Genomic DNA, 17552 nt, shown 5'->3' with positions numbered 1-17552 from the left:
GGCGGCACCCTCGGTCGTGGGCGCCGCTCAAGTACCGCTGGTGCTCAGGTGCCTGTGCGGTGCCCGTCCCCGCACTGCGCGACCCGGCGGTACGAAAGAGCCTAGAACGCCTTTGCGCTGGTGGGGAGATCATTTGCGTCATTGCCTTGCTCCGGCCCTGGCCTGAAAAGCAGTCGGCTGCGGATACCCGTGGAGGGCACCCGCAGCCGCCCTGCTTTTACAGGTACTGACCGGTGTTCGCCACCGTGTCGATGGAGCGCCCGGTGTCCGCGCCCTGCTTTCCGGTGATGAGGGTGCGGATGTAGACGATCCGCTCGCCCTTCTTTCCGGAGATCCGGGCCCAGTCGTCCGGGTTCGTGGTGTTGGGCAGGTCTTCGTTCTCCTTGAACTCGTCCACACATGCCTGCAGCAGGTGGGAGACCCTGAGGCCCTTCTGATTCTTTTCGAGGAAGTCCTTGATCGCCATTTTCTTGGCGCGGCCGACGATGTTCTCGATCATGGCGCCGGAGTTGAAGTCCTTGAAGTAGAGGACTTCCTTGTCGCCGTTGGCGTAGGTGACCTCCAGGAAGCGGTTCTCCTCGGATTCGGCGTACATGTGCTCGACCGCGGTCTGGATCATGCCCTGGACCGTGGTGTCCTTGTCGCCGCCGTGTTCCGCGAGGTCGTCCGCGTGGAGCGGGAGACGCTCGGTGAGGTACTTCCCGAAGATGTCCTTGGCCGCTTCGGCGTCCGGACGCTCGATCTTGATCTTCACGTCGAGGCGGCCGGGCCGCAGGATGGCGGGGTCGATCATGTCCTCGCGGTTGGAGGCGCCGATCACGACGACGTTCTGCAGGCCCTCCACGCCGTCGATCTCGGCGAGCAGCTGCGGGACGATGGTGTTCTCCACGTCCGAGCTGACGCCGGAGCCGCGGGTGCGGAACAGGGACTCCATCTCGTCGAAGAAGACGATCACGGGGGTGCCCTCGCTGGCCTTCTCCCGTGCCCGCTGGAAGACGAGGCGGATCTGCCGCTCGGTCTCGCCGACGTACTTGTTCAGGAGCTCGGGGCCCTTGATGTTGAGGAAGAAGCTCTTGCCGGCGGCCAGGCCGGTCACCTCGGCGACCTTCTTGGCGAGCGAGTTCGCCACCGCCTTGGCGATGAGCGTCTTGCCGCATCCGGGAGGCCCGTAGAGCAGGACGCCCTTCGGCGGGCGCAGCTCGTGCTCCTTGAACAGGTCCGGGTAGAGGTACGGGAGCTCGACGGCGTCGCGGATGGCCTCGATCTGGTTGCCGAGGCCGCCGATCTGCTCGTAGCCGATGTCGGGCACCTCTTCGAGGACGAGTTCCTCGACCTCGCTCTTGGGCACGACCTCGTAGACGTAGCCTGACCTCGGCTCGAGCAGGAGGGCGTCACCGGGGCGGATGGTCACGTCCAGCAGCGGCTCGGCGAGCCGCACCACCCGTTCCTCGTCGGTGTGTCCCAGGACCAGGGCGCGCTCGCCGTCCTCCAGGATCTCCTTGAGGGTGACGATGTCCCCGACCCGCTCGAACTCCATGGCCTCGACCACGTTGAGCGCTTCATTGAGCATCACTTCCTGGCCGCGCCGGAGCTCCTCGAGCTCGACGCTGGGGCTGACGTTCACCCGGAGCTTGCGGCCTCCGGTGAAGATGTCGGCGGTGCCGTCCTCGTTGGCCTGCAGGAAGACACCGAAGCCGGCCGGCGGCTGGGCGAGCCGGTCGACCTCTTCCTTGAGGGCCACGATCTGGTCGCGGGCCTCGCGGAGCGTGTTCGCCAGCCTTTCGTTCTGCGCGGACACGCCGGCCAGGTTGGTCTGCAGCTCGACGATCCGCTCTTCGAGAATCCTCGTGTGGCGCGGAGAGTCGGCGAGCTTGCGGCGCAGGACGGCGATCTCCTGCTCAAGGTAGGCGATCTGCCCGGCCGGGTCGTCGGACCCGCGTCCCGGGCGGATGCCGCGGTTAATGTCGTCGTCGTGGGCTGCCACGGTCCTCACCTCCTCCAAGGGGAGCTGGACGCTTCCAGACCCTACCTGGGTGGGTGTCGATTGAAACCCCTAGATCACAAAGACGGTCGGGGTGTGTCCGATCTTCACCCTTGCGCTCTCCCTCACGCCAGGGGAATACCCACCCAACATGATTGGAAAGCGGGCGGAGGTAGGGTCAAGACGTTCAACACCCGTCAGAGCTGGCCGGATTCCCGTAGGGCTCGACGTAAAACGGCAGGAGAGATGACCGTGCAGCAGCAGACCTCGGACGGTGGCGAGGCACTGGAGGTCTGGATCGACCAGGATCTGTGCACCGGCGACGGCATCTGCGCGCAGTACGCGCCAGAGGTGTTCGAGCTGGACATCGACGGCCTGGCCTACGTGAAGGGCCCGGACGACGAGCTTCTGCAGGCCGAGGGGGCCGCAACGCCCGTACCCCCGGGGCTTCTCGCGGATGTTGTCGACTCGGCGAAGGAGTGTCCGGGCGAGTGCATCCATGTACGGCGAGTTCTGGACAAGGTTGAGGTGCACGGCCCTGACGCCGGGTGATCGCACAGGAGCGTTGCGTCACTCCTGTCTGATTTCTCACACCCGTTTCTCACGCGCGCGCCCGGCGCACGGTCATATGCCGCGTGCCTGGGAGGGCGTGGAGCGGACGAACGCACCGTTCTCCCACTGCCACTTCACGCTGTCCTTGATGTCGGGGCAGCAATTGGGCACGTCGGGCGAGGAGTAGCCGAGCAGGGTCGCGGTGACGGCGCCGGCACGCACCGCGAAGTCGGTCACCGTGTGCCGGTCCCTGGGGTCGAGGAGGGTGGCCACCACGCGGGGCCTGTCCGCGCCCTGGGCCCGGGTGAGGACGTACACGGCGTCGGGCGGGGTGCCCATGGAGCCGTCGCAGTGCACTACGGCCACGGTCTCGGGCCGGCCGTCACGGTCGAGGTCGCCGTAGGCCTTCTTGGCCACCACGGGCTTCAGCGGACCGCACTCGATGGGGAACGTCACGCCCGTGGTGGAGGGGGGCGGGGCTGCGGCGGAGGCGGACTTCGGCTGGGCGCCGGTCGGCTGGGCGGCCGTCGCGGAGCCCGGCTGGAGGACCGAGGAGAGGGCCACCACACCGGCGACAGCGGTGGCGGTGGCGACCCAGTGGATGGGGCGGGTGTGCGTGTGGGCCAGTTCCGGAACGGCGGATTGCTGCACTAGGAGTTTCTCCTGTGAGGGCTGTGCCGGTGGGGGTGGCCAGCATCGTGCCACACGTCACAGTGCAGGGGAACGGCGGGGTGGGTACTCGTCCGTGCTCTGCGCCGCCGGGTCGCGGCGCGGGGCCTGCGCCGCTCCAACGGGGAAGCGCCGTGGCCGAGTTCCGGATCGTCTCCGGGAACTCGGCCACGGCGCCCGAGCGTTGGTTGCCGGGAGGTCGCCTCAGCGGGCGGTGCCTCCGTCGGCGTTGGGGCCCTCGTAGTCCTCGCCGTAGGCGCCCTTCGCGGGCCGGCGGCGGCGCATGGGCGGTTCGACGCCGTCCGCGAGGCGGCGGGCGGTGAGCAGGAAGCCGGTGTGTCCGATCATCCGGTGGTCGGGGCGGACGGCCAGGCCCTCGATGTGCCAGTTGCGGATCATCGTCTCCCAGGCGGTCGGCTCGTTGAAGCAGCCGATCTCCCGGATGGACTCGACGGTCCGGGCGAGCTGGGTGGTCGTCGCCACGTAGCAGCACAGGATGCCGCCGGGCACCAGGGCCTTGGAGACGGCCTCCAGGCATTCCCAGGGGGCGAGCATGTCGAGGATGACACGGTCGACGTCGGTGTCGGAGAGGTTGTCCTGGAGGTCGCCGACGGTGAGCTGCCAGGCCGGGTGCGGCCCGCCGAAGTAGCGCTCCACGTTCTGCTGGGCGATCTCGGCGAAGTCCGCGCGGCGCTCGTAGCTGTGCAGCATGCCCTGGTCGCCGATGGCGCGCAGCAGGAAGCTGCTGAGCGAGCCGGAGCCGACGCCGGCCTCCACGACGCGGGCGCCGGGGAAGATGTCGGCGAAGGCGAGGATCTGCCCCGCGTCCTTGGGGTACACGACGGCTGCCCCGCGGGGCATGGACAGGACGTAGTCGGGGAGCAGGGGGCGCAGCGCGAGGTAGGCGACGTTGCCGGTGGTGCGGACAACGCTGCCCTCGGGTGCACCGATCAGTTCGTCGTGCGGGAAGGACCCCTTGTGGGTGTGGAAGTTCTTCCCCGCCTCGAGCGTGAACGTGTAGTGGCGGCCCTTGGGGTCGGTCAGCTGTACCTGGTCCCCGACCTTGAAGGGCCCGCGACGGCGGGCGGCACCGGTCGGTTCGGACATGTGACCAGCCTACCGGTCCCGGGGAGGCCCGCCGACCACTGCGTCAGGAGGACGCCGACGGCCGGGCCATGGCATTGACGAAGGCGCGCTCGACGTCGGCGGCGGAGAGCACACCGTAGATCTCGCCGGTCTCCTCGACCACGAGGTACTCGGTGGCCGGGGTGGCGCGCAGGACGTCCAGGAGGTCCTCTCCGGCGAGTTCGGCCGAGACGCGCATGCCGTCGGTGAGGTCCTGGGCGAGTTCGCTGGCGTAGACCCAGGGGCGGCGGTGCTCGGGCACGCCGACGATGGCGGACTCGCGGACCAGGGAGAGGGGCTCGCCGTGCCCGTCGACGACCACCAGGGCCCGGGCGCCCGCGGCGTTGGCCCGGCGCAGGGCCTCGGAGAGCGAGGTGCTGGTCTCGACCGGGACGGCGCGGCGGGTGAGGGTACGGGCGCGCAGTTCGGGGAGGTGCTCGCGCAGGCGGGCCATGCGCAGGCTGTTGCCGGCGCCGGTCCAGATGATCGCGGCGAGGATGGCGGCGAGCAGGGCGTCGGTGACGGTGTCCATGCCGACGCTGTCCTCGGCGGTGGAGCCGAGGGCGCCGGACTGGGTGAGCAGGGGCAGGCCGATCAGCACGGAGACCGCGAGGGCGCGGCCGACCCAGGCGGCGGCGATCGTGCCGCTCATGGGCCTGCCGGTGATCTTCCAGACGACGGCACGGAGCATGCGGCCGCCGTCGAGGGGCAGGCCGGGCAGCAGATTGAAGGCGGCCACGATGAGGTTGGAGATCATCAGGCCCGCCAGCAGGACGCCGGGGACCGTGCCGCGTTCCACCGGCTGCAGGGCGAGATAGAAGACACCGGCCAGGATCAGTGACAGCAGGGGCCCGACGAAGGCGAGGACGAACTCGCGTCCCGGTGTCTCGGCCTCCTTCTCGATCTCGGAGACACCGCCGAAGAACTGCAGCTGGATGCGGCGGACCGGGAGCTTGAAGCGGAGGGCGGCGACCGTGTGGGCGAGTTCGTGGACGAGGACGGAGGCGTAGAAGGCGACCGCGAAGAAGAGGGAGACGAGGTAGCGGGCGGCGCCCAGCCCGGGCAGTACGCGGTCGAGCTGTCCGCCGAACACCCAGGTGATCAGGGCCGCCACCAGGAACCAGCTGGGCGCCACGTACACGGGCACGCCGAAGGGCCGTCCCATGAGCAGGCCGCCCCCGGGCTCCCGGGGCCGCCGCGGCGGCGGGGTCGGCCCCGTCCCCGCGTGGGCGTGGGCGCGGTCGGGGTGGGTGTCGTGGGCGGGACCGGTGCCGCCGCTGTCGGTCGGCGCGGTGCCGGTGCCGGTGCCGGTGCCGCGAGAGGTGCCACCCGCACCGCTGTCGGTCGGCGCGGTGCCGGGTGTGGTGTGCGGCTCGCTGTCGCCCGGTGCGCACCGGGTGTCGTCGCCCGCGCTCTCCGGGGCACCGGAGCGGGGCCCCTCGGCCCTTGCCTCCCGGCCCGCGCTGTCGGGGGCGCTGGCCGCCTCGGGCTCCTGGCGCGGGGAATCGGTGGCCGGGGTCGTAGGGCCCCCGTGGCGGTCGGCCGACTCTTCGTTGCCGGACCGCGGCTGCCCGCTCCCGCCGCTCACGTCCACGGTGTCCCCTCGTTCGAAGCGCGTCTCCCGCGCCTGACGGCCGGAAGGTCTCGGGTCGATGGTATGCGTCCGTGGCGAACGGTTCCGCCTCGGCACCCCCTGTGTTTTTCCCGCCTTCGCACCCGTCCGCACCGCGGCTGGGTCACTGTCAGTGGCGGGCCGTATGGTCTGTGGCATGGAGACGAGCGCGGAGAGCGGGGCAGCGGCACGCGGCAGCGCCGCCGAGCCGGCCGGGGCGTCGGCCGGGGCACCGGAGGCGACAGCCGCGGAACCGGTGGCTCCGGACGGGGTCACAGGGGACGGGGTGGCTCCGGACGGGGTCACAGAGGACGGGGTGGCTCCGGACGGGGTGACTGCGGGGTCGGTGCCTTTGGAGGCGGGGATCCCGGGGGTGGTGACCGTGGACGCGGGGGTCTCCGGCGTGGACCTGGCGGATACGGACTCCGGCGTCTCCAGTGCGGACCTGGCGAGTGCGGGCGCGGAAGTGCCGGCTGCCGCTGTCCTGCCGCCCGCTTCCCTGTCCCCCTCCCGGGCCGGCGACTTCATGCAGTGCCCGCTGCTGTACCGATTCCGGGTGATCGACCGGCTGCCGGAGAAGCCGAGCGAGGCGGCGACCAGGGGCACCCTGGTGCACGCGGTCCTGGAGCGGCTCTTCGACGCCCCGGCCGCCGAGCGGACCGCGCCCCGGGCCAAGTCGCTGATCCCCGGTCAGTGGGACAGGCTGCGGGAGAGCAGGCCCGAGCTGGTGGAGCTGTTCGCCGGCGATCCCGGCGGTGAGCGGCTGGCCCGCTGGCTGGCGCAGGCTGAGGAGCTGGTCGAGCGCTGGTTCACGCTGGAGGACCCGACGCGGCTGGAGCCGGCCGAGCGCGAGCTGTTCGTCGAGGCGGAGCTGGATTCCGGGCTGAGGTTGCGCGGGATCATCGACCGGGTGGACGTGGCGCCCACGGGTGAGGTGCGGATCGTCGACTACAAGACGGGCAAGGCGCCCCGGCCGGAGTACGCCGACGGGGCGCTGTTCCAGATGAAGTTCTACGCCCTGGTGGTCTGGCGGCTGAAGAGGGTCGTCCCGCGGCGGCTGCAACTCGTGTATCTCGGCAGTGGTGACGTGCTGACCTACGACCCGGTCCCGGCCGACCTGGAGCGGGTCGAGCGCAAGCTGCTGGCGCTGTGGGACGCGATCCGGCTGGCCACCGAGACCGGTGACTGGCGGCCCCGGCCCACCAAGCTGTGCGGCTGGTGCGACCACCAGGCGCACTGCCCGGAGTTCGGCGGCACTCCCCCGCCGTATCCATTGCCGGTGAGGGCGGCCGAGTCCGGTGTCTTGGCGCAGGGCAGAATGGGGCCGGACTAGCGAAGGAGACTTACGTGGCCATCCGCGTCCTACTGGTCGACGACCAGCCGCTGCTGCGTACCGGATTCCGGATGATCCTGGAGGCGGAGCAGGACCTCGCGGTCGTGGGCGAGGCCGGAGACGGCCTGCAGGCCCTCGACCAGGTGCGTGCCCTGCAGCCCGATGTGGTGCTGATGGACATCCGCATGCCGCGGATGGACGGGGTGGAGGCGACCCGGCAGATCACCGGCCCGGGTCGGGACGGCCCGGCGAAGGTGCTGGTGCTGACCACCTTCGACCTCGACGAGTACGTGGTGGAGGCGCTGCGGGCCGGGGCCAGCGGCTTCCTGCTGAAGGACGCGCCCGCCAACGAACTCGTGCAGGCGATCCGGGTGGTGGCGGCCGGCGAGGCCATGCTGGCGCCGAGCATCACGCGTCGGCTGCTGGACAAGTACGCCACGCACCTGCCCTCCGGTGAGGAGCCGGTCCCGGACACGCTGCACACCCTCACCGAGCGCGAGGTGGAGGTGCTGAAGCTGGTGGCGCGCGGGCTGTCGAACGCCGAGATCGCCGCCGACCTGTTCGTGAGTGAGACCACCGTCAAGACACACGTGGGTCACGTGCTCACCAAGCTGGGGCTGCGCGACCGGGTGCAGGCCGCGGTGTACGCGTACGAGAGCGGTCTGGTGCGCCCCGGCGCGCAGTAGGACACGGCGTACGACGAGGGCGCCCCTTGCCGCGAGTTGAGCGGGAAGGGGCGCCCTTCGGGTGCGTGGCGGGGCTCAGCTCTTGCTGAGTTCCCAGAACCGGAAAACGGTCGAGGCGTCGAGGCAGTACTCCAGCCCGTAGACGCCGTCGCGGACGACGGCGTACTGCTTGGCCTGCCACACGGGCAGGACGGGCAGTTGCTCGGCCACGATGTTCTGCAGCTGTCCGAACTCCTTGTCGGTGGCGGCGCGGTCGCTCTCGGCGGCGGTGTGCGGGATGAGCGTGCTGGTGATCGTGCCGTTCGTGTAGTTGTTGTTCAGCACGTTGCCCTTGCCGAAGAAGGGCGCGGTGAAGTTGTCGGCGTCCGGGTAGTCGGGTACCCAGCCCTTGACGTAGACGCCGTACTTGCCCTGGGCGATGTCCTTCTCGTACTGGTCGAAGGGCACGGACTTGACGTCGGCCGCGAACAGGCCGCTGGCGTTGAGCTGGGCGGCGATCGCCTTCAGCTCCTGGTCGGTGGCCGGGCCGTAGCGGGACGGAGTCGACCAGAGCGTGAGCTTCACCTTGCCGGTGATGCCCTCGGCGCGGAGTGCGGCGGCGGCCTTGGACTTGGAGGGGCGGGCGCCGTAGGTGTCGAAGAAGGCCGTGTTGTGGCCGGCGATGCCGGCCGGGATGATCGAGTACAGCGGGGTCGCGGTGTCCTGGTAGACCTGCTTGATGAGGGCGTCGCGGTCGAGCAGGTAGGCGAGGGCCTTGCGCACGCCGAGCTTTCCGGCGACCGGGTCGTTCATGTTGAAGACCAGGTGCTGGACCTCGGCGCTGGTGCCCTCGATGACCTCCATGCCCTTGCTGTCGCTCTGCCGGTCGATGCCGGCTATGTCGCCCGCGTTCAGACCGCGGTAGGCGATGTCGACCTTGCCGTCGAGCAGGTTCTGCTTCAGGGCGGCCTGGTCGCCGTGGAAGAACTTCACCGTGACGCCGCCGTTCTTCACCTCGGCGGTGCCCTTGTAGTTCGTGTTGACCGAGAAGACGGCCTGGTCCTTGTCGAAGGAGTCCAGCCGGTACGGGCCGGAGCCGACCGCGTGGCCGTCCTTGCGCAGCCCGTTGGCGTCGTACTGCTTGTGGTCGACGATGGAGCCGGCGCCGGAGGCGATCTTGCTGGGGAAGGTGGCGTCGGGGACCTTCAGCTTGAAGACGACGGTCTTGTCGTTCGGTGTCTGGACCGCGTCGAGCATGGGGAACATGATCGCGGGACCGGCCGCGTCGTTGATCTTCAGCATGCGGTCGAAGGAGAACTTGACGTCCTGCGCGGTGAGCGGGTCACCGTTGCTGAACTTCAGGCCGTCCTTCAGGGTGCACTGGTAGACCCTGGTCTCCGTGTCGGTGAAGGAACACGTCCTGGCGGCCTCCGGCTGCGGCTCGGTGCTGCCCTTGGGGAAGCTGAGCAGCGACTGGAAGACGTTGTTGAACAACAGCCACGAGCCGGGGTCATAGCCCGAGGCCGGGTCCGTGGCGAGGACGTCGTCGGACATTCCCACCACCACGTGGGAGCCGTCACCACCGGATTCGCCGGTGTCTGATCCGCATCCGGTCAACAGGCCGGAGGCCAGTCCCGCCACTATGGGCAGGACCGGCCACTGGTTGCGCATGTTCACTGCATGTGCCTTGTCTTCGGTTCTCGGAACCCGGAGCCGCCGTCCCGCCCCGGGCCGGGCCCTGTGCCGACAGGGCCCTCAAGAACCGTTAGCTTTTCACACCACGGCCGAGCTCCCACAGCTGCAGGGTCGAGGTGGAGTTGATGGCGTACGCCGTGCCCGTGATGTCGCCCTGCGCGGCGATGTACTGCTTGCCCTGCCACAGCGGGATCATCGGCACGTCGTTGGCGACGATGTCCTGGATGGTCGTCAGGCTGGCGCCGGCGGCGAGCCGGTCGGCCTGGCGGCGGGACTCCGGGATCAGGTTGTTGCGGATCTGGGTGTTGGCGTACGGAGTGTTGAGGGTGTTGTCCTTGTCGAGGAACGGCGCGAGGTAGTTGTCGGCGTCCGGGAAGTCGGGGAACCAACCCATGCCGTAGACCTCGTAGGAGCCCTTCTGCTCGGCCGGGCGGAAGGCCGACCACGGCGCGCCCTGGATGCTGACGTCGAACAGACCGCTGTCGTTGAGCTGCTGCTGAAGGATCTCGAACTCCTTCTTGGTGGCCGGACCGTAGTGGTCGGTCGTGTAGTGCAGCGTCAGCTTCACCGGCGTGGTGATGCCGGCCCTGGCCAGCAGCGACTTGGCCTTCGTCACGCTGGGGTCGCCGTACTTGTTGAAGAACGAGTTGGAGTGGCCGGTGACGGTGGCCGGGACCAGCGAGTAGAGCGCCTCGGCCTGGGAGCCGTAGACCTTGGAGATGAGGTCGCTGCGGTTGATGACCTGGGCCATCGCCTGGCGCACGGCCTTGGACTTCACGGACGGCGCGTCGGTGTTGAAGGCCAGGTAGCGGATTTCCAGGCCGGGCATCTCGACCAGGTCGACGTTGCTGCCCGCGGCGTTGGAGAGCTTCTGGACCTGCTCCGGCGACATGCTGCGGGTCATGACGTCGATGTCACCCTTGTTGAGCGCGTCGCCCATGGCGTTGGCGTCCGGGAAGACGCGCATCTCCACCTTGTCGTTGCTGAGCTGCAACGACCCCTTGTAGTTGGGGTTCTTGGTGAAGACGGCGTCGGCCATGTCGCCGTTCTTGACGTCTGCCGTCATGGTGTAGGGGCCGGAGCCGTCCACCGCGAAGCCGTCGCGCAGCTTGTTCTTCTCGTAGTCCTTGGGGTTGACGATGCCCGCGACGGGCGTCGACAGCTTGTACGGGAAGGTGGCGTCGGCGGTGTTGAGGTGGAAGATGACCTCGCGGTCGCCCTGGGTCTCGACGGTGTCGACGGTGGACAGCAGGCCGGCCACGCCGCTGTCGGCCTTGATGGCGCGGGCACGGTCGATGGAGTACTTCACGTCGGCCGCGGTGATGGGGTCGCCGCTGGCGAACTTCAGTCCGTCGCGCAGGGTGCAGGCGTAGCGCTCGTTGCCACTGTCGGTGAAGCCGCACTTCTCGGCGGCCTCGGGCACCGGGTTGCCGTCGCCCTTGGGCTGGATCATCAGCGTCTGCACGGTCTGGTGCAGGATGTTCCAGCTGCCGATGTCGTAGGCGTACGCCGGGTCGAGGGGCGCGGGGGCGTCCTTCGAGGCGGTGAACCGGTCCGTGGTGCCGACGACGATGGCACCGCCGCTGTTGCTGCCGCTGCCGGAACCGCCGCAGGCGGCGAGTACCGGCGCGAGCAGACCGACGACGGTCGGCAGCACCAAAGTCTTGCGGTTCATGCTCGAGTTTCTCCAGGCGTCAAGTCCGTGTATCCCACATGCAGGGGTGTCGCGGCGGATCACGGGGTACGGCGATGTTCTCGCGACGAGATTAATCCGCGCCCGCACGACGGGTCACAGACACTGGAGTTGAATGCCCATCACGCTGTGGAACCGGGCGCGAACGGACCGGAAGATCGACGCCGGAAGGATTAGTGCAGCGTTTCACCAATCGGGACACATGGGCACACCCGAGCCGCCCGAAGGAGGCGTAAAAGCACACGCCACCCCCCTTGTCGACCCCATCGGAAGTGGTGAAGCTCACATCCGAAAAGAGGTAAAGAAAGGCCTGGATTCGGCGGTCGCTACGTATTAATTTTTTCTTTCGAGGGGTCCGCAAGAATAGATCTATTCAGCATGACGCTGCGTGGACAGTCAGCGCTTTTCCGTCATCAGGCCACGCAGAAAAGCCAGGTCCACTTCTTCCAGCGAGGTCACGACCGTGCGCCGAGGTGCCGGGGAAATGGGGGCGACCGAGGGCACGGCGACGACATGGCAGCCCGCGGCCTCGGCCGCGGCGACCCCGGTCGCGGTGTCCTCCACGACCGCGCATCGGGCCGGCTCCGCGCCCAGCCCGGCGGCGGCCAGCAGATACGGGTCGGGGTGCGGCTTGGTGCGCGCCACCTCGTCACCGGCCACCGTCAGGGCGAAGTTCTGCGGGCCCAGCGCGGTCAGCACACGGTCGATGATGCGCCGGTGCGAGGCCGAGACCAGGGCGGTGGGAATCTCGTGGGCGGACAGTTCGGCGAGCAGCCGGGCAGCACCCGGCATCAGCGGCAGTGCGCCGTCGATACGGTCCTCGAACCCCCTGTTGAGCAGCACCGTCAGCTCCGCGAGAGTGATGTCGGCGCCGGTGGCCTCGATGAGGAATCCGGCGCTGCGGGCCATGGGTCCGCCGACCACCACATGTCTCCAGGAGTCGTCGAGTGCGTGTCCCAGGGCGGCGAAGACCTCCACCTCGACGTCCCACCAGAAGCCCTCGGTGTCCACCAGGGTTCCGTCCATGTCGAGGAGCACGGCCTGCAGGGCTGAACCTTCGGCCGTACGGGTTCCGAGCGCGGGGACCGTGCTGGTCATCCGGGCGTACCTCCTTGAGGGACGATCAGGCCGGTTCCCGTGCGGGGAACCGGCCTGCAGTGGACCGACCAGTGTACGACTCGGCGAAGGCAAACGCCTCGTTTTAACCGCGCGCACCGGGGCATGTCGCCCTTGCCGTCCCTGACGGCGCCCTTGCCGTCCCGGACGGCCGGGGCGCGCTCCGGAGTGCCCGTGACCGGGCCCGGCGCGACACCTCGGCGTGCGTCGAAGCTCAGCGTGCGTTGAAGTACTTCGCCTCCGGGTGGTGGATCACGATGGCGTCGGTGGACTGCTCCGGGTGCAGCTGGAACTCCTCCGACAGCCGGACCCCGATGCGCTCGGGCTGGAGCAGATCGGCGATCTTGGCGCGGTCCTCCAGGTCGGGGCAGGCGCCGTAGCCGAGGGAGAACCGCGCGCCCCGGTACTTCAGGGCGAACATGTCCTCCATGTCGTTCGGGTCCTCGCCGGCGAAGCCGAGTTCGGCGCGCACCCGGGCGTGCCAGTACTCGGCGAGTGCCTCGGCCAGTTGCACCGACAGGCCGTGCAGTTCCAGGTACTCGCGGTAGGAGTCGGCCGCGAACAGCCGCGCGGTCTCCTCGCCGATCCGGGAGCCGACGGTGACGACCTGGAGACCGACCACGTCCGTCTCCCCGGACTCCTCCGGGCGGAAGAAGTCGGACAGGCACAGCCGACGGCCGCGGCGCTGGCGCGGGAAGGTGAAGCGGGTGCGCTCGTTGCCCTGCTCGTCCAGGATGATCAGGTCGTCGTCCTTGGAGACGCACGGGAAGTAGCCGTGGACCACGGCGGCCTCCAGCAGGTTCTCCGTCTGCAGCCGGTCCAGCAGGCCGCGCAGCCGCGGCCGGCCCTCGGTCTCGACGAGTTCCTCGTACGTCGGCCCGGCACCGGTGCGGGCCTGCTTCAGGCCCCACTGGCCCTTGAACAGCGCGCCCTCGTCGAGCCAGGACGCGTACTCCTTGAGCTGGATGCCCTTGACCACGCGGGTGCCCCAGAACGGCGGGGCCGGCACGGGGTTGTCGGTGGCGACGTCGGAGCGCACATGGCCCTCCTGCGGGCGCTCCTCGATCTCGACGGCCGCCGCCGCCCGCACCCGGCGCTGCTTGAGCTCGGGCAGCTTCGCCCCGGGCACGCCGCGCTTGACGCCGATCAGCGCGTCCATCAGGCGCAGCCCCTCGAACGCGTCCCGGGCGTAGCGGACTTCGCCCTCGTACAGCTCGTGCAGGTCCTGCTCGACGTAGGCACGGGTGAGGGCCGCGCCGCCGAGGATGACCGGGTAGCCGGTGGCAAGGCCGCGGGCGTTGAGCTCCTCCAGGTTCTCCTTCATGATCACGGTGGACTTGACCAGGAGGCCGGACATGCCGATGACGTCGGCCCGGTGTTCCTCGGCCGCCTCGAGGATCGCCGAGACCGGCTGCTTGATGCCGAGGTTGACGACGTTGTAGCCGTTGTTGGACAGGATGATGTCGACGAGGTTCTTGCCGATGTCGTGCACGTCGCCGCGCACGGTGGCCAGCACGATGGTGCCCTTGCCCGCCTCGTCGGTCTTGTCCATGTGCGGCTCCAGATGGGCCACCGCGGCCTTCATCACCTCGGCGGACTGGAGCACGAACGGCAGCTGCATCTGGCCCGAGCCGAACAGCTCCCCGACCACCTTCATGCCGTCCAGCAGGGTGTCGTTGACGATGTCGAGGGCCCTGCGGGTGTGCAGGGCCTCGTCGAGGTCGGCCTCCAGACCGTTGCGCTCGCCGTCGATGATCCGCCGCTTCAGGCGCTCCTCCAGCGGCAGGGCGGCCAGTTCCTCGGCCTTGCCGGCCTTCAGGGACTTGGCGGTGGCGCCCTCGAACAGGGCCATCAGCTTCTGCAGCGGGTCGTAGCCCTCGCTGCGCCGGTCGTAGATCAGGTCCAGGGCGGTGGTGAGCTGCTCCTCGTCGAAGCGCGCGATCGGCAGGATCTTGCTGGCGTGCACGATCGCCGAGTCCAGCCCCGCCTTGACGCACTCGTCCAGGAAGACGGAGTTCAGCAGGATGCGGGCGGCGGGGTTCAGGCCGAAGGAGATGTTCGACAGTCCGAGCGTGGTCTGCACGTCCGGGTGACGCTTCTTCAGCTCGCGGATCGCCTCGATGGTGGCGATGCCGTCCTTGCGGGACTCCTCCTGCCCGGTGCAGATGGTGAAGGTCAGGCAGTCGACGAGGATGTCCTCCTCGCGGATGCCCCAGTTGCCGGTCAGATCCGCGATCAGCCGCTCGGCGATCTCGACCTTCTTCTGCGGCGTGCGGGCCTGGCCCTGCTCGTCGATGGTCAGCGCGATCAGCGCGGCACCGTGCTCGCGGGCCAGCGCCGTCACCTTCGCGAACCGTGACTCGGGGCCGTCGCCGTCCTCGTAGTTCACCGAGTTGATCACCGCGCGGCCGCCGAGCTTCTCCAGGCCCGCCTCGATGACGTCGACCTCGGTGGAGTCCAGCACGATCGGCAGCGTGGAGGCGGTGGCGAAACGGCCGGCCAGCTCGGCCATGTCGGCGACGCCGTCCCGGCCGACGTAGTCCACGCACAGGTCGAGCATGTGCGCGCCCTCGCGGATCTGCTCGCGGGCCATCTCCACGCAGTCGTCCCAGCGGCCGTCCAGCATGGCCTCGCGGAACTTCTTCGAGCCGTTGGCGTTGGTCCGCTCGCCGATCGCCAGATAGGAGGTGTCCTGACGGAACGGGACGGTCTGGTAGAGGGAGGCGGCACCGGGCTCGGGGCGGGGGGCGCGCTCGGGCGGGGTCAGGCCGCGCACCCGCTCCACCACCTGCCGCAGGTGCTCGGGCGTGGTGCCGCAGCAGCCGCCGATCAGGGACAGGCCGTAGTCGCGGACGAAGTTCTCCTGGGCGTCCGCCAGGCCCTGCGGGCCGAGCGGGAAGTGGGCGCCGTCCTTGGTGAGGATCGGCAGACCCGCGTTCGGCATGCACAGCAGCGGGATGCGGGAGTGCCGGGTCAGATAGCGCAGGTGCTCGCTCATCTCGGCGGGACCGGTGGAGCAGTTGAGGCCGATCATGTCGATGCCGAGCGGCTCCAGCGCGGTGAGCGCGGCGCCGATCTCGGAGCCGAGGAGCATGGTGCCCGTCGTCTCGAACGCCATCGAGCACAGCAGCGGAACCTCGACGCCGGTCGCCTCCATGGCGCGGCGGGCGCCCAGGATCGAGGCCTTGGTCTGGAGCAGGTCCTGCGTGGTCTCCACGATCAGCGCGTCCGCGCCGCCGGCCAGCAGGCCCTCGGCGTTGGCCTGGTAGCCGTCGCGGATGGTGCTGTAGCCGATGTGGCCGAGGGTGGGGAGCTTGGTGCCCGGGCCGATCGAGCCCAGCACCCAGCGCGTGCGGCCGTCCCCGGCGTTGTACTCGTCGGCGACCTCGCGGGCGATCCGGGCCCCCGCCTCGGACAGCTGGTGCACCCGCTCCGCGATCTCGTACTCCGCCATCGCGGTGTGGTTGGCCCCGAAGGTGTTCGTCTCCACGCAGTCCACGCCCGAGGCGAAGTAGGCGTCATGGACCGAACGGACGATGTCGGGCCGGGTGAGGTTCAGGATCTCGTTGCAGCCTTCGAGGTTCTCGAAGTCCTCGAGCGTCGGTTCCTGGGCCTGAAGCATGGTGCCCATCGCTCCGTCGGCGACCACCACTCGGGTGGCGAGCGCCTCGCGGAGGCGGGACACGCGGGTCCGGCTGTCGGCGGAAGGGGTCAGCGGCAACGAGGCCATGTAGGGGCTCCCTGTGAGTGCGACGGCTGTCGGCTTTGCGTCTCCCCCGGAATTTCCTCGCGGAGCTTCCCAAGGAGGGCGCACGCCGCCAGGGTAGCCGGGACCCGGGAGGGATGGTCGGGCGCGTCCACGAGGCGGACGGGGATGACCGCCGGGACAGCCCCGTCTGAAGTGTTCGCGACGGGTGACGTAACAGGTGTCGACCGACCATTAGCGGAGAGTCGACATGGACCGGTAGTGTTCGACATTGCCGAACGGCGGCAGCGACGTCGCGCGCCGACGGTCAAGGGGACGGAGGCAGGACGGCGATGGCACGGAACATCCAGTCGCTCGAACGGGCGGCCGCGATGCTGCGGTTGCTGGCGGGGGGCGAGCGGCGACTGGGCCTCTCGGACATCGCCTCGTCACTGGGCCTCGCCAAGGGCACCGCCCACGGCATACTGCGCACCCTCCAGCAGGAGGGCTTCGTCGAACAGGACGACGCCTCCGGGCGCTATCAGCTGGGCGCGGAGCTGCTGCGCCTGGGTACGACCTATCTCGACGTGCACGAACTGCGGGCGCGGGCCCTGGTGTGGACGGACGACCTGGCCCGCTCCAGCGGGGAGAGCGTCCATCTGGGTGTGCTGCACCAGCAGGGCGTACTGATCGTGCACCACGTCTTCCGCCCGGACGACAGCCGGCAGGTGCTGGAGATCGGGGCCATGCAGCCGCTGCACTCCACGGCCCTCGGCAAGGTGCTGTCGGCGTACGACCCGGTCGCGCACAGCGAGGCGCTGGAAGCCGACCGCAAGGCGTTCACGGACCGGACGGTGTGCGACATGGAGGCCTTCGAGCGCCTCCTGGACTTCACGCGGGCGCGGGGCTACGCGGCCGACGTCGAGGAGACATGGGAGGGCGTGGCGTCGATCGCAGCGCCCATCCACGACCGGCGGCGCATGCCGGTCGGCGCGGTCGGCGTCACCGGCGCCGTGGAACGGCTGCGCCGGGACGGCGAGCTGCGTCCGGAGCTGATCGCGGCGGTACGGGACTGCGCCCGCGCGGTGTCGCGGGACCTGGGCGCCGGGCGGTTCTGAGCGGGGCTCGCCCGCACCCCTACGGGCCGGGACGCCGGACGGCGTCCCGGCCCTCGGCGTGCGCCGAGGCGGCCCCCGGGCGCCCGGGAAGCCCGGTCCGGACGCGCCAGGGAAACGGCAGCGAACAGGACGGAACAGGTCCGCACAGCCGCACGTCACAGCCGTACACCGGGCATCGAGATCAACGGTTCCCAACGATCAGTAACGATCAGGCTTCCGCGAACAGAACTCTTGACGCCCACGTAACGCCACGGCAAGACTCCCGTCCATCGGTCGGCATTGTCGAACACCTAACGGCAATACGCGTT

Annotated in this window: 12 protein-coding genes; 4 read left to right on the top strand and 8 right to left on the bottom strand. The window is 69.5% G+C overall.

From position 1 onward, the window contains the following. Positions 1–217: 217 nt before the first annotated feature. Positions 218–1984 (bottom strand): proteasome ATPase, encoded by a 1767-nt coding sequence (gene arc / locus AB0A61_RS10535; RefSeq protein ID WP_361289297.1) that lies wholly within the window; start codon positions 1982–1984, stop codon positions 218–220. A gap of 243 nt (positions 1985–2227) precedes the next feature. On the opposite strand from arc, the gene AB0A61_RS10530 reads away from it, so the two are divergent. Continuing rightward, entirely contained in the window at positions 2228–2533 is a 306-nt protein-coding gene (locus AB0A61_RS10530) for a ferredoxin (protein WP_361289294.1), read from the top strand. Positions 2534–2605: 72 nt separating this feature from the next. Here the strand turns inward: AB0A61_RS10530 and AB0A61_RS10525 are convergent, their stop codons facing one another. From AB0A61_RS10525 to AB0A61_RS10515, 3 genes are all read right to left on the bottom strand, one after another. Next, a complete protein-coding gene (locus AB0A61_RS10525; RefSeq protein WP_361289291.1) occupies positions 2606–3184 on the bottom strand; it encodes a hypothetical protein in 579 nt (192 codons plus the stop codon). A gap of 222 nt (positions 3185–3406) precedes the next feature. Continuing rightward, positions 3407–4309: a tRNA (adenine-N1)-methyltransferase gene (locus AB0A61_RS10520; RefSeq protein ID WP_361289288.1), complete on the bottom strand. Its 903-nt coding sequence runs from the start codon at positions 4307–4309 to the stop codon at positions 3407–3409. Between the two features lie 43 nt (positions 4310–4352). Beyond that, positions 4353–5921, bottom strand: a complete 1569-nt coding sequence (locus AB0A61_RS10515; RefSeq protein WP_361289286.1) for a site-2 protease family protein — start codon at positions 5919–5921, stop codon at positions 4353–4355. 175 nt (positions 5922–6096) lie between these two features. On the opposite strand from AB0A61_RS10515, the gene AB0A61_RS10510 reads away from it, so the two are divergent. Continuing rightward, a complete protein-coding gene (locus AB0A61_RS10510) occupies positions 6097–7272 on the top strand; it encodes a RecB family exonuclease (RefSeq protein ID WP_361289283.1) in 1176 nt (391 codons plus the stop codon). Positions 7273–7286: 14 nt separating this feature from the next. After that, positions 7287–7958, top strand: a complete 672-nt coding sequence (locus tag AB0A61_RS10505; protein ID WP_124443643.1) for a response regulator transcription factor — start codon at positions 7287–7289, stop codon at positions 7956–7958. A 75-nt stretch (positions 7959–8033) separates the two neighbouring features. On the opposite strand, the gene AB0A61_RS10500 is transcribed toward AB0A61_RS10505, so the two are convergent. From AB0A61_RS10500 to metH, 4 genes are all read right to left on the bottom strand, one after another. Then, complete coding sequence (locus AB0A61_RS10500) at positions 8034–9614, bottom strand: ABC transporter substrate-binding protein (RefSeq protein WP_361289279.1); 1581 nt, start codon at positions 9612–9614, stop codon at positions 8034–8036. A gap of 88 nt (positions 9615–9702) precedes the next feature. After that, a complete protein-coding gene (locus tag AB0A61_RS10495) occupies positions 9703–11307 on the bottom strand; it encodes an ABC transporter substrate-binding protein (protein WP_361289276.1) in 1605 nt (534 codons plus the stop codon). Positions 11308–11721: 414 nt separating this feature from the next. Further along, positions 11722–12423, bottom strand: coding sequence for an HAD family phosphatase (locus AB0A61_RS10490; RefSeq protein WP_361289273.1), 702 nt, complete (start codon positions 12421–12423; stop codon positions 11722–11724). Positions 12424–12655: 232 nt separating this feature from the next. After that, a complete protein-coding gene (gene metH / locus AB0A61_RS10485; RefSeq protein WP_361289270.1) occupies positions 12656–16171 on the bottom strand; it encodes a methionine synthase in 3516 nt (1171 codons plus the stop codon). Between the two features lie 308 nt (positions 16172–16479). Here metH and AB0A61_RS10480 point away from each other — a divergent pair, with 308 nt between their 5' ends. Next, complete coding sequence (locus tag AB0A61_RS10480) at positions 16480–17244, top strand: IclR family transcriptional regulator (RefSeq protein ID WP_361289267.1); 765 nt, start codon at positions 16480–16482, stop codon at positions 17242–17244. Positions 17245–17552 lie beyond the last annotated feature (308 nt).

This window comes from Streptomyces sp. NPDC046197 (genome assembly GCF_040646295.1).
In the GTDB taxonomy this organism is placed as follows: Bacteria; Actinomycetota; Actinomycetes; order Streptomycetales; family Streptomycetaceae; genus Streptomyces.
This window is presented reverse-complemented; position numbering and strand designations above follow the sequence as displayed.